Source organism: Gardnerella sp. DNF00354, from assembly GCF_049262755.1.
Taxonomy (GTDB): domain Bacteria; phylum Actinomycetota; class Actinomycetes; order Actinomycetales; family Bifidobacteriaceae; genus Bifidobacterium; species Bifidobacterium vaginale.
In genome coordinates, this window is sequence record NZ_CP058402.1 from 1,434,789 (window position 1) to 1,448,599 (window position 13,811).

Annotated in this window: 11 protein-coding genes; 4 read left to right on the forward strand and 7 right to left on the reverse strand. The window is 38.9% G+C overall.

Annotation, left to right across the window (positions count from 1 at the left end):
• The gene (locus tag HXT24_RS05710) at nt 1-1,485 is read right to left on the reverse strand and encodes a sensor histidine kinase (protein ID WP_004114821.1); all 1,485 of its coding nucleotides are present in this window, start codon (nt 1,483-1,485) and stop codon (nt 1-3) included.
• 345 nt (nt 1,486-1,830) lie between these two features.
• On the opposite strand from HXT24_RS05710, the gene HXT24_RS05715 reads away from it, so the two are divergent.
• Together HXT24_RS05715 and HXT24_RS05720 are read left to right on the forward strand one after the other, a co-directional pair.
• On the forward strand, nt 1,831-2,097 hold the full coding sequence (locus HXT24_RS05715; protein ID WP_076002769.1) for a type II toxin-antitoxin system HicA family toxin: 267 nt from the start codon (nt 1,831-1,833) through the stop codon (nt 2,095-2,097).
• Nucleotides 2,091-2,489 carry a toxin-antitoxin system HicB family antitoxin gene (locus HXT24_RS05720; protein ID WP_422119326.1) on the forward strand — a complete coding sequence of 133 codons (399 nt, stop codon included), beginning with the start codon at nt 2,091-2,093 and terminating at the stop codon, nt 2,487-2,489. The genes HXT24_RS05715 and HXT24_RS05720 overlap by 7 nt, the downstream gene beginning before the upstream one ends.
• 11 nt (nt 2,490-2,500) lie before the next feature.
• Here the strand turns inward: HXT24_RS05720 and HXT24_RS05725 are convergent, their stop codons facing one another.
• Together HXT24_RS05725 and HXT24_RS05730 are read right to left on the reverse strand one after the other, a co-directional pair.
• Entirely contained in the window at nt 2,501-4,708 is a 2,208-nt protein-coding gene (locus HXT24_RS05725) for an SNF2-related protein (RefSeq protein ID WP_422119327.1), read from the reverse strand.
• 46 nt (nt 4,709-4,754) lie between these two features.
• Nucleotides 4,755-5,360 (reverse strand): pyroglutamyl-peptidase I, encoded by a 606-nt coding sequence (locus tag HXT24_RS05730; RefSeq protein ID WP_415684196.1) that lies wholly within the window; start codon nt 5,358-5,360, stop codon nt 4,755-4,757.
• Between the two features lie 326 nt (nt 5,361-5,686).
• Here HXT24_RS05730 and nox point away from each other — a divergent pair, with 326 nt between their 5' ends.
• Together nox and HXT24_RS05740 are read left to right on the forward strand one after the other, a co-directional pair.
• Nucleotides 5,687-7,027: a H2O-forming NADH oxidase gene (gene nox, locus HXT24_RS05735; RefSeq protein ID WP_422119328.1), complete on the forward strand. Its 1,341-nt coding sequence runs from the start codon at nt 5,687-5,689 to the stop codon at nt 7,025-7,027.
• Nucleotides 7,028-7,212: 185 nt separating this feature from the next.
• A complete protein-coding gene (locus tag HXT24_RS05740; protein WP_103013178.1) occupies nt 7,213-8,343 on the forward strand; it encodes a 4-hydroxybutyrate dehydrogenase in 1,131 nt (376 codons plus the stop codon).
• Between the two features lie 108 nt (nt 8,344-8,451).
• On the opposite strand, the gene HXT24_RS05745 is transcribed toward HXT24_RS05740, so the two are convergent.
• The 4 genes from HXT24_RS05745 to HXT24_RS05760 form a co-directional block, all read right to left on the reverse strand.
• On the reverse strand, nt 8,452-10,530 hold the full coding sequence (locus HXT24_RS05745; RefSeq protein ID WP_032836538.1) for a YhgE/Pip domain-containing protein: 2,079 nt from the start codon (nt 10,528-10,530) through the stop codon (nt 8,452-8,454).
• The gene (locus HXT24_RS05750; protein WP_020761271.1) at nt 10,520-11,287 is read right to left on the reverse strand and encodes an ATP-binding cassette domain-containing protein; all 768 of its coding nucleotides are present in this window, start codon (nt 11,285-11,287) and stop codon (nt 10,520-10,522) included. Before HXT24_RS05750 ends, HXT24_RS05745 begins: the two co-directional genes overlap by 11 nt.
• A 610-nt stretch (nt 11,288-11,897) precedes the next feature.
• The gene (locus HXT24_RS05755; RefSeq protein ID WP_020761270.1) at nt 11,898-12,860 is read right to left on the reverse strand and encodes a 2-keto-3-deoxygluconate permease; all 963 of its coding nucleotides are present in this window, start codon (nt 12,858-12,860) and stop codon (nt 11,898-11,900) included.
• Between the two features lie 11 nt (nt 12,861-12,871).
• Nucleotides 12,872-13,624: an SDR family NAD(P)-dependent oxidoreductase gene (locus tag HXT24_RS05760; RefSeq protein WP_410312869.1), complete on the reverse strand. Its 753-nt coding sequence runs from the start codon at nt 13,622-13,624 to the stop codon at nt 12,872-12,874.
• Nucleotides 13,625-13,811: the final 187 nt, after the last annotated feature.

Here is a 13,811-nt window from a genome sequence, read left to right on the forward strand (position 1 = left end):
CTACTCCACTCCTGGAACTCGTAGCTTAATGTCGAGAAGAACACGAGTTCCACCTTCTCTACGTTGCTCCCATTTGACTGTTCCGCCAAAGTCGTTAGTAACAAAAGTATTGATTAACTGAGTTCCTAACCCAGATCCAGAAGACTTAGCCATACCGTGCAAAGACTCACTTTCAATACCCTCTCCATCATCTTCGACGACGATACTCAGATTATCCCCACCTCTACCAACAGAAATCTTAATATGTCCTTCACTAACTCCCTCAAAACCATGCTCTACTGCATTAGTCACAAGTTCTGTTAAAACAAGAGAAAGAGGAGTTGCATCTTGTGCCGCCAACATGCCAAACTTGCCACAAAAATCTATCGTAATATTCTGATTTTGCGAAGCAAGCTCAATAGACATTTTAAGCAAACTAGAAATAACCTTATCAAAATCAACAACCTCATCAGCTGTTTGACTTAAACCTTCGTGAACAAGAGCAATCGTCTGAACGCGTCTTTGTGCTTCTTCTAATTCTTTACGTACTTCTGCAGACTTAGTTTTTCTAGCTTGAAGACGGAGTAAAGCAGAAACAGCTTGAAGATTATTCTTAACACGATGATGAATTTCAGAAATAGTAGCATTCTTAGTTTGAAGCTCTTTTTCCCTACGGAGAACCTCTGTAACATCACGACAAAGAACAACTGCACCCGTTCGATCATTTGGACCATACAATGGAAGCGAGCGCATAGAAACAACAGAATTATTAACTTCTAGTTCGCAATCAACATCCGCTTTACCGCTTAGTACAAGAGGCAAACTTTCAGGAACAACATCGTTTGTGTGCAACAATCTTGCTCCAAACTCGCATAGAAACTCGCCTTGCATAGTGTCTAATCCGCCTAATCTACGGAAACAGCTAATTGCGTTAGGAGAAGCATAGCGCACAACTCCGCTTTCTTCTAAAATAATAAAACCATCTGCAACTCTAGCATTGTGGCGCTGATTTAGCATTGAATCGTGGTATGGAAATTGCTCTCGCGAAATCATGTCGAACAGAGTTTTGCCAGCATTAATGCTTTCGGTCTCATACCTACCGTTTGATTCTCTTGTAGCAAGATTTGTTTCTCTAAGAACAAGACCTAGCGTCTTGCCATTATGACGCACTGGGGCGTAAACATTACAAACTGTTGCCCTTCCAACAGTTCTTAATACAGAAGAGTGGAAGCTTGTTTCTTTACTCATTGCTGCATTTAATTCTTGATGCATTGATTCGTCTAGTTTTACACCTAGTAAATCTTCAGTTCTAAGTGTGATTGCTGTAGACGGACGACATTGTTCTGCTACAACGTAATCACCATTGCCGTTTTGAATAATCAAAAGCAAGTCTGCAAAACTTAAGTCTGCTATTACCTGCCAGTCTGCTACAAGGTGATGCAGCCATTCGCGATCAGACTCATCAAAATCTGGACGCGTTGCAAGAATATGAGAAAAATCAGCCATAATCACAATAATATAGCCACATGGATAAATATCTAAAACTATTGAGGATTTACTCCTAAACTATGGAGGATTTACTCCTACCAATTACGTGGCAACAAATTACAATAATTCTTTTAATAAAATAGTCTTATAAATTTCTGTTCATAGATTTCTGTTCATAAAATAAATTTACGACTTTCCATATTTGCACGAACAAAAGTTAGTTTAAATTTGCATCGTTTCTTATATTTCACTCCAAATCATGATTTGCATAATTTCTATGCAGCAAACCGAATACATTGACACCTTATGTAACACCACTTATAATTTTATAAACACAAAAACACGCTATTAACTGGGGGTGAAATGTCGCAATGGGACAAATTACTTAAGCGAATACTTAGCTTATCTAAAGATATGAGATTTGATGAATTGAAAAAAGTGCTAGAAGCCTACGGATATGAAATGTGCAATCCAAGAAGCGGAAGCAGTCATTATACTTTTCGCAAAAATCACGCAAACCCAATTACAATTCCTAAGCATGAACCAATCAAAAAGATATACGTAGAAATGGTGAAATCTGTAGTAGAAGCAGAAGATGAAGAAATAAAAGAGGAAAATCAAATATGGTAAAAACACTCACAAATAAAACGCTTAGCTACTACATGTCACTGCCATACAAACTTGAGATTGTAAAAGATCCAGATGAAGGCGGATTTGTGTCCTACTACCCTGATTTACCAGGATGCATGAGTTCTGGGGAATCCGAGCAGGCAGCAGCAGCAAATGCGCAAGATGCTAAAAAGGCTTGGCTGGAAGCAGCACTTGAAAGTAAAGTAAACATAAAAGAGCCGTCTTACCATGAGCTAAATGATTATTCTGGGCAATTCAAATTGCGTCTTCCTAAAGAATTACACAGGCAATTGTCTGAGCAATCTCAAGCCGAAGGCATAAGCATGAACCAGTATTGCGTTTATCTTCTTTCGCAAAATAACGCTATTGAGCGCGTGCTTGAGCGAGCATAGAAAATAAATACTTATACTAATTCATTTTTAGTATTATTTTCGGCATTACTCTCGATTTCCTCGGAAACATTTTTTACATTATCTTTGCTCTTACTAATACGATTAACTTCATCATCAACGAGTTTTCCTAATGTTTTCTCATCAATTTCAACTTTTTGAGCCGCAACAGATTCATCAGCAAATCTATTAAAGATTTCCTGCTTATTTTCAAGAACTTCTGTAATTCCTTCATCGATAGTTTTTTCAGCTAAAAGATGATAGACAATCACATCCCTAGATTGACCCATACGATATGCTCTGGAAATTGCTTGATTCTCAGTAGACGGTTTAAGCTGTGGCTCACATATAACTACCACACTGGCGGATTGAATATTAAGACCGGTACCACCGGACATGATTTGAGACACCAACACACTTCCAGCTGGCGCATTATCAAATTCTTCAATAATCTTTATTCGTCTTTCTGGTGAAACCGAACCATTTATCAAACCAATGCATTTGTTTGAGAACACATCAACTACTTTATGCAAAGTATCCAAATAGAAAGAAAAAATAAGTACTTTTCTCTCCTCTAATTTTGCTTCTTCGACTATTTCTTTTAATAGTTTTGCCTTACTCGAGCTACGCATATCATCAACATTCCACGAAACTCGCCTAATAGCATGGAAATTACCACTCATCAAAGCTTTTTCGTATTCAGATTCTTCTTCTGCATTAAGCTGACACCAAGATTTATTCTCAATTAACTCAGGAAGTTCAAATAAAACATCTTCTCGTTTTCTACGGTAATAAACAGGAGCGATTTTCTCTTTAAAAAGATCTGAAAGAACGAAACTTCTTGTACCAGCAATTTCTGCAGCAATATCTGGTTGCAATAATTTTATAAGTTTCACCATTTCACTAACTTTATTTTCAAGAGCAGTGCCTGTCATAAAAAGAATATTGTTAGCATGATTAAGAATTAATTTTGTATTCTGATAGCGTTTTGTTTCTGGATTTTTTATATAGTGAGCTTCATCTACAGCAATCATTGAGAATTCAAAATTATCTGGTAGGTTAAAATATGATGTCATTTCATAAGTAGTAACAGCAACACCACCATTGCTTATCCAATCTTGTAATGCAAATTCTCTATCTTTTTGAGAACCATGTACCTTAACTACTCTTAAATTACTAAATCTTTTAATCTCCTTGCACCAATTCACAATAATGCTTGCAGGACATATGACAATGAAGTGAGTACCACCTTCATTTCTTAAAGAAACCATTGCTGCAATAGCTTGAACAGTTTTACCAAGTCCCATTTCATCACCAAGCAACACTCTTTTTTGGTGGAGAATATATTTCACACCAAATTGTTGATATCGTCTAAGTTGACATGATAAACCATCTGACAATATAGGCTGTTTCTTAACTTCACCAGCAAGCCCTTCAGGTAAACCATAAAAATCGTCGACACTTCCCAATAATCCCGGAACTAGATCTTCAATAACATTCGCACATTGAATCGGATTCTTCTGCAATTCTTCCCACGGATCACAGCTAAAATTATGTATCTTATCTAAATTTTCTAAAGAATGATGAGCTTGTTGACCGTATTCACCATCCAATATATCGCTGAGCAATCTACAAGCTTCCATTGCATGCTGTCTATTTTCATTTGAAGCAAAAACCCATCTCAAAAATCCTTTTGCTGGTTTAGCTTGTTCGATAGCTGACTCTATAACAGGAAAATACTTATCAGATAAATTATTGCTAACCTTCGTAAACCGATTAGTATACCTATAAAGAAAAGCGAAACGAATAATATCTTCTATATCTTTGCTCTTATTGCTTAAGCTAAGTTTCAGTTTAACTCTCTTTTTTAATTCTTCTACAGTTTCATCGACAATTCTTTTTATTTCAATTGCACCATTCTCGCTAATACCTCTAATAGCCGATAATTCATACACTGATGCTTTAAATACATCAGCAAAATTATTAAAACCAGCATTCTTAAGAATTGATACTCTTATACCTTTTTTCTCACGATTAACTTCTAAAATCGAAACATTTTTTGCCATTCTGATAGCTTGATTAGATATATATTTTTGTGCAACATGCTCAAGAAGCATCCTAGCTTCATCTTGTTTATTATTTAAAGAAACAAGATTGTATTGCAAATTTTTATGCAGCCTTATCAGATTCCTAGCATCTGAAAACGAAAATTCTCTTCTCATGTTTCTCCTTAAATCTGCAACATTTTAACTAATTTTACTTCAACTATTAGCAATTCCTCGCAATTACTTGCAACGCAATTTCAATACCTCGAAGCATATCAGCTAAACTCATAGAACTCGTACTCGGCTTATCAAGAATCTGCTCAGGCAAATATGGAACGTGAATGAAACCGCTCTTAATCGGCAATTTCTTAGTCTGGCAATAATTACAAACACTGTAAAGCACATCATTGCATACGTACGCGCCCGCAGAAAAAGACACAGACGCCGGCAATTTCGCTTTATTTAAAGCGTCAACTATGTTTACAACTGGCAAAGTCGCTTTATAAGCCACATCACCATCTTGCACAACAGGCTCATACCAAGGCTTATATCCACTATTATCTGGTATGCGCGCAGCTCTACAGTTAATGCCAACATACTCGACGTTAAAACAAGCAGAACCGCCAAATTGCCCTAACGAAAGCACAGCATTAGGATGAACTTCCTCTATTTTCTCAATAATTTTTTGCGCACCCTTGTTAAATTCCGTAGGAATCTGCAAACGAACAAGTTCCACACCCTCAGGCGCATGCACTGATTGCGCGATCTCCCACGACGGATTTATAGACTCATTATCAAACGGCGTAAAACCAGTAATCAAAATACGCATTAAAATACCCCCTCATACAACTCTCACTTATCAAACTTTATCAAAGTTTATCAAAATTTATCAAAAGACATTGCGAAAACTATATATACACGAATGCACTTATATAAAACACTTACGATTCTATTACATACTTCACGTTCATAGAAAAGATTAAATGGTAATTACAACTTATACAATAATCAGAAACAACACACCTAGAATCAAAATTAGCAAGACTCGTATCAATGTAATAAGATTTAGTACCAGCGTGTAACTAACGAACAATGTTGTTAACAGCACGCATATGAAAATTAAACAATAACATCAACGACGAAAAGAGATTACCGATGACCAAGATTATTCAGATTGGCGCAAATCATGCTGGCACTGCCTGCGCTAACACAATTTTGAGCTACCCAGGAAACGATCTTACAATTTACGATCAGAATAGCAACATTTCCTTCCTTGGCTGCGGTATGGCTTTGTGGATTGGAAAGCAGATTCAAAGCAGCGATGGACTGTTCTACCAGAAGCCAGAAGATTTCGTTAAAAAGGGCGCAAAAGTAAATCTTGAAAGCAAAGTTCTAGACATTGATTACGCAAAGAAAGAAGTAACAGTCGAGCTTAAAGACGGCACTGTTATTCACGATTCTTACGATAAACTCGTTCTAGCTACTGGCAGCCTTCCAAACAAGCCACGCATTAAGGGCATTGATTTGGAAAACGTGCAAATGGTAAAACTTTTCCAGAACGCGCAAACTGTTATTGCTAAGCTTCAAGAGCGCGATTTTAATAACGTTGTGGTTCTTGGCGGCGGCTACATTGGTGTGGAGCTTGCGGAAGCTTTTAAGCGCCTTGGCAAGAACGTGACTCTCATTGACATGGAAGAACATATTCTTAACGGCTACTTTGACCCAGAGTTTTCCGATAATTTGAAGAGAATTATGGAAGATAAGGGCATTAAGTTTGAGCTTGGTCAAACTGTTGAAGAAATTGTTGGAGACACTGAAGTCAAGGCTATTAAAACAAGCAAAGGCACTTACGAAGCCGACATGGTGATTTGCGCTATTGGCTTCCACCCAAACGTTGCGCTCGGCAAAGATCACTTAAAGCAGTATGCTAACGGTGCTTTCCTTGTTGACAAGAAGCAGCAAACTTCCGATCCAGACGTGTACGCAATCGGTGACTGCGCTACAATCTACGACAACGCTCGAGACCGCGTAAACTACATTGCGCTCGCAACCAACGCCGTTCGAAGCGGCTTGATTGCAGGTCACAACGTTTGCGGAACTCCTGTAGAAACCGAGGGCGTACAAGGCTCTAGCGCAATGATGATTTACGACTACAAGCTTGTTTGCACCGGCTTGAGCTTGACTGCCGCTCAAAAAGAGGGCATGGACGTTGACTACGTTGATTTTGAAGATACTCAAAAGCCTGCGTTTATGGAAGTTGAGAATCCAAAGGTGAAGATTCGCATCGTTTACAAGAAAGACACTAAAGTTATTGTTGGATGCCAGTTGGCTTCTAACTACGATATGTCTGCCGCAATTCACCTGTTCTCGCTGGCTATTCAAAAGAAAGTCACGATTAAAGAGCTTGCATTGTGTGATATCTTCTTTATGCCTCACTTCAACCAGCCATACAATTACATTACGATGGCAGCTTACACGGCTTTGTTGAAGGGATGATTAGACTTTGCTGATTAGCTTAGGCTGAATCACTTTTTCTGATTAGCTTAAATCGCATTTATTAAACCAAGCAATCTGTTCTATAATGGAGCAGTTGCTTGGTTTTTTAATCATCCGCGCACAAAAACGCGCGCAAAACGCGCATATTAGCGTAAGACATGCAGATTAAAACAAAGGAGTCTAGGATGAAGCAGCTTTCTATTAAACCAACTATTCATAAGTTCGAGAACGCACGCGACTTCGCGCAAGAATTCAAGCTCAGCAAGGGCGATTTGGTTATTACAAACCAGTATATTTGGGAGCCTTATTTTGGCGATTTGAATCTTGATTGCGACGTGATTTTCCAAGAAAAGTACGGCAAGGGCGAGCCGAGCGATGCAATGGTTGATGCAATCGTTAGTGACATTCACACTACTCCAAAGCGCGTGATTGGAATTGGCGGCGGCACTGTTTTGGATATTTCGAAGGTTTGCGCGTTGAAGCAAACAAGTCCACTTGAAGATTTGGTCGACGGCAAGATTCCTGCACAAAAAGGCGCGGATCTTATTCTTGTTCCAACTACTTGCGGCACTGGCTCCGAAGTTACGAACGTTGCGGTGTTCTCGCTTACTAAGCGCAATACCAAGAAGGGTTTGGCGAACGATGCTTGCTATGCTACGGACGCTGTTCTTATTCCAGAATTGTTAAAGAGCCTGCCTGATTACGTTTTTGCAACCAGCTCTATTGACGCTCTTACGCATTCGATTGAGTCCGCACTTTCTCCTATTGCAACCGAGCTTACAAAAATGTTTAGTTACAAGGCTTGCGGACTTATTTTGCAAAGTTATATGCGAGTTGTTAAAGAAGGCAGCAGCGCAAAAAGCCAAGTTGTAAGCGACTTGGTTTCGGCAAGTCTTTACGCTGGTATTGCGTTTGGTAACGCTGGCTGCGGTTGCGTTCACGCGATGGCTTATCCGCTTGGTGGAACTTTCCACGTGGCTCACGGCGAAACAAATGCTGCGCTTCTTACAAGCGTTTTGCGATACTATGCTAAGCACGACGCAAACGAGAATAACACAGAAAACACTGAGCTTCCTAAGCTTTTCGGCTTCATGGCAAATATTCTTGAATGCCAAAAAGAAGACGTACTAGACAAGCTCGACGAAGTTCTTAACACGATTCTTCCTAAGCACAAGCTTCACGAGTATGGCATGACCGAGGATATGATTCAAAGCTGGGCTGCAAGCGTTGTCAAAGAACAGCAGCGACTTTTGAAGAACTCCTATATGCATATGGACGAATCTGCAATTGCTGAAGTCTACGCGTCTACTTTCTAAAGTCGGATAACGTATTTATAAAGTAACTAAATTAAACAAAATTCACTAAAAAATCCCCGCAACCAACAAGAGCTGCGGGGATTTTAATTATCGCGCCTACATGAACGCTTATGCATCAAGCGTTATTACAGGATGCAAATCAAACATTTTTACAGTACGCTTCATGCGGAAGGCAATACTTGTTATAGCAATCGCAATAACGCCGAAAAGCACAAGCATTCCAATGCCTGAAACTATTTCACCACTGTTCTTTCCAGACATTGCTTGACGCAACCCCATAATCGAGTACGTCATTGGCAAATATGGGTGAACAGCTCTAAAGAATGCCGGCGTCATTTGTACTGGGAACGTTCCTGCAGAGCTTGTGATTTGCAACATAAGTAGCACAATCGCAACTATTCGCCCTGGCATGCGGAACACCACCATAATCATTTGCATTATAGCCATAAAGACTATTGACGCTATAATCCCCAGCGCGTAGAATGCACCAACATTATCGATTTGGAACTTCAACGCTCCTTGAACAACGCCCATAAGAATAATCGCTTGCGCAACGCCCATAATCACAAACGGCGTCAAGCTAATAAGCGCGCTTTTAAGCGGATTCATGCCGTTTAGTATCGCTCGCCTATCCATAACTCTCAAAACGAATGTTGTCATAAGAGCACCAACCCAAAGGGCGATAGAAATAAAGTAAGGAGCAAAACCAGTTCCATAGTTTTCAACGTGCGAATACTCGTGCTCTTCCAAGGAAACTGGCGCACTCATCATCTTGCTTTTTTGCTTAATATTGTTGATTTTTCCAGACTTTTGAGCATCCTTAAGCCCGTCATGCAACTTTTTTGCGCCTTCAACCAGCTTTGGAGTATTATCCGAAAGCTTTTTAACACCGGAATTAAGCTGATCAGAACCGTTCACTATTTTCGCTGAACCTTGAGCTGCTGCATTCACACCATTATTTAGTTTCTCGCTACCGTTACTTACTTGAGCCAAACCTTCAGCAAGACTATTCGCTCCAGCAGCAAGTTTATTTGAGCCAGTATTAACAGCCTCAAAACCTTGAGATATTGCGTCAGCGCCGCCCTTTATTTGCAAGCTTCCATCAGAAAGCTTGTCTGCTCCAGCGCTTAAAGCAGAAAGATTTGTTTCGAGAAGATTAGAATTTTCACCTAATCCTTCTGCCAAACTTTGCAAATTAGCAAGCACGTCTTCCTTTGTTACTGCTGGGTTTTGCGCTTGCATAAGAAGACCAGTAATTTGTGCTTTTGTTTCAGCGTTTCCAGCTTTAACATGTTCTTCTAATTCGTTGCTTGAAGCTGCAAGCTTTTGAGCTCCTTCATAGAATTCGCTTGTCGCTGCCGATAGCCTTTGCGTTCCTTCGCTTAACTGTTGGGCTCCGTTTGCTAAATCTTGCGTTTTTTGTGCAAGATATTGAGCTCCTTCTTTGCTGCGAGCATTGGCTTCAGTTAGCGTATTCGCGCCTTTTTGAAGCTCCCCTAATCCGCCTTGAAGTTTTTGCAAAGATTGCGAAAGTTTATTCGACCCATCTGCAAGCTTATTTATTCCGCCTTGCAAAGACTTTGAACCTTCATGCAATGCTCCAGCACCGTTTGCAGCAGCACCAAGAGAATCGGAAGCTGAATTAACTTTCGCAAACATGTGCTCCCAATACTCTTGAGCAATCGCCTCGCTAATCTCAGTACGCATAGTGCGGAAAGCAGTTTTACCAATTTGTGAAGCCAGCATATTGCTTGCTTGATCGTACTTTACGTGAAGTTTTGCTTTAGTTGGAGTATCGTATTGCGCGGAAGCAATGCACTTACTGAAGGAAGCTGGAATAGTTGCTACCATAAAATAGTTGCCATTTTTAAGGCCCTTATTTGCTTCAGCACTATTTACAAAATTCCATTGGAAACCTTCACTACCGTCTTTTTGATTCTTTAAACGAGTTTTGATTTCGTTTCCAATGTTTCGCATTTTGCCGTTAATCATAGCGCCATTGTCTTCAACAACAACAGCCACAGGCACAGTATCCAAAGTCTTATAAGGATTTGTAAATGCCCATAAGTAAAGCGATCCGTATAAAAGTGGAATCAAAGCTACGGTTCCAATAACAAGCTTTCGAGCTTTTCCTTTCATCGTATTGTTAATCTCACGAAATGCAAGAGCAATAGTACTAACGTGCATTGTTTTCACCACCATTTACTTCACTTGTAGCAAGTTGAGAATCAGTATGAGAATTTTCTGCTTTCTCATTATTTGGCATAAGTCTTAAGACTTGATCCGCTTGCTTTTCTAACTCACTTTGCAAAACTCCAACAAGGCAGGAGCAGTAGTTTTTGCTAACATATTCGCGAATATCGGAAAGTAAGCATTCGCTTTGCTCGCTAGTAAGCTCTGTTTCAACTCCATCAACAAATAGCAACCACGGTTGCTTTAATAATGCCAACGCAATTGCCAAGCGCATGCGCTCGCACGGAGTCAACTCTCCTATTGCTGTTTTGTGAGGAGAAAATACTTTCCATTGAGCAAGAAGATTGTACGCGTATTGGCGCAATGCTTCGCGATTTTTTACATCATTTTTATACTGTTCGCGAAATAGTGGCGAAGATGATGCGAGTTTTAGCTCACTCATCAAAACTTCTTCTATTGTTTGCATTTTGTAGAATTCGTTAATTCCGTTGAATAATCCCAATCCCACATATTTACGTGATTCTTTAAAATCGTTAGGAAGAGTTGAGTCCGCAATAGTAAGAGTTCCGTTCGTAAATTTCATATAACCAGACAGTGCAAGCAGCAAAGCTGATTTTCCAGAGCCGTGTTCACCTGATATTGCAACGATTTGATGAGGCTCTACTTTTAACGATACGTCCCAAAATGGTGTTCTTCTAAATATTTGTAAGCCTAATTCTTTAGCTTCTAAAAGTGTTTGTTCTTCTTGCATAATTTGTCTGCGGCAAAATACCGATGGCATACATTTTTAAATGGTACACATTTTTAATGTTGCTATCGAAATTGCTATGCATTCCTCCTTTGCATCTAACTTTTTCAATTTTCAATTTTTAATTTTTTGATTTTTCTAACTTCAGACTCAATATTTAATTCTGATATCGCCTGTAATAATTTTGGCGACTACCTCATATTGCTATGCTGCAACAAAATGTTATAAGTCAAGAGACCAATTATTGACGTCAATCTCCTGAAAGTACTTTCATCGTACTCTTCAAGGTGAACAAATACTAACTTATTTTTAAACATTTTGTTCATTTGTCTATATTTTAGCCATAAAAATACGCTATATATAACAAAATCTCACATTTTTGATTTAATCATGTTACTTCCAAATATCATAGATAATCTTAAATCTATTTATAAAAGTTAAACCACTTGAGACGAGTTCTGGCTTTTCTAAATCACTATTGGCAAGCTTTAATGCTGTTTACGTTTTTCTAAAACCAATCGCAATAGTAATTCAGCCCCACAAATTTTATTTTGCAGGGCTGAACTACTTATTTTATTTATTATCTATTTTTTATTTATTTATTATCTATTGATTACTTACTAGATTTTTTAGCAAATTTTTTACTCACTAGTGCAGTTAACCATGGCGTAGCCAAAGCAGTAATAATTACTGCAGCAGCAATCTGAGGAGTTGCTATTAATGCGGCTTTTGCCAAATTTGGATCTATAGCCATCATTGCAGCTGGTGTTGCAACAGCACTTGCTGCAGTACTACTTATTGCAGCACCAGCAATACCAGAGCCTCTAGTTAAGAAGCGATCTGCTAATACTGTAAATACAAATCCAGAAAGCACTATAATGCCAAGCAGCACACCAGAAAGTCCGCCTTCAACTAGTTGAGCAAAGTTCATGTTTGCTCCTAGAACAAAGCCCAGAATCATGGTTATAGGGATTATGCCATTAACCAGTTGCTTCTTCATGTAAGGGAAACAATTTCCTAGAATCATTCCTAAAACAAGAGGCAAAATTGATCCAACAATCTGCCAGAATGGTATTACGGCTTGCCCAGAAGAGTTCATAACAATCATTGTTACTGTTGGACCAACGCTTATGGTTGTCATAGCAACAGCTCCACGATCTACTTCAGTGCCATAGTTTGCTGTAATACCAGAATAAAGTGCATTATTAGCTACAGTCATTGCGCCCAAAATAGATAACATTGACAATCCAAGCAGATTATTGTTGCAGAACTTGGAAACAAGCAGAGCAATAACAATAGCAGTTAGGATTTTTACGCTAATAATCACAGCACCGCGCCACAAAGCTTTAGGAGCGTTCTTAAATGAAAGACTTGCTCCAATGCAAAGCATGAATGCGCCAACTAAAGGACCAGTTCCGTTAATTACAGCTGTTGTAAAACCACCTATTTTTAAGGATGCTGGGAAACATGAGTTTACTAAGCATCCTATAAATAGAGGAACAACGATTGTAGCTCCTGGAATTTTTATTTTCTTTAAGTCTATTTTTGTGATTTGGCTTTTTAGGTTTGCGAACATGATTTTCTCCGTCAGCCGTCTAATACGATTCCGCCATCAACATCGCCAATCTCTCCGTTAACGAAGGAGGCTTCTTTAGATGCAAAGAATAGAATCATTTGCGCAATTTCCACAGGTTGTGCTTTGCGTCGCAAAGGAATCGCGTTAATAATTTTCGCTTCCTTTTCCTTATCTTCCTTCAAAGCTTGAGTCATTGGTGTTTCAGTATAAGATGGGCATACTGCATTGCAACGAATGCCATACTTGCCGCCTTCTTTTGCAACGGCTTTTGTTAAACCATTCACACCAGCTTTAGATGTTGCGTATGCTGCTGTTCCTAGTAAACCGCCACCAATTTTTCCAGCAACAGAGCTAACGTTTACGATTCTTCCGCCACCATTTTCCTTAAAATGCTCGAATAAAGCATGGTTTGTTGCGTAAGTGCCGTAAAGGTTAATCTTTACTGTTCTATCGAATTCAACGTCTGTTAACTGTTCAAATGGGACAGTTGATACAACGCCTCCGCAATTTACCAAAACATCCACTTTGCCAAAATCTTTGATGATCTGCGCAAAAACGTCGTTAACATTTTGAACATCACCAAGATTTATCTTATAGACAAAGATATTATCTGAACCTAATTCAGATTTTGTTTGGTTTGCTTTTTCTTCATTGATATCGGCGATAATTACCTTTCCGCCTCCATCTAGTACGCCTCGCACGACTTCTCTGCCGATTCCTTGGGCGCCTCCTGTTACAATGACCACGTCATTTGTGAAATTCATTGTTTTTACCTTCTTTCTGAAAAAGAGATAATAACACGGCTGAGTCTACTCTTAAATGCTATTGTTAACAAATTTGTATTAATGTATTTAATTAGTGTATTTAACTTTTAAAGAGTAATTTATAAAAAAGTAATTTAAGTTTTACTTTGCAAATAAAACTTTACGTAAGTCTTTATGATATTGTCTT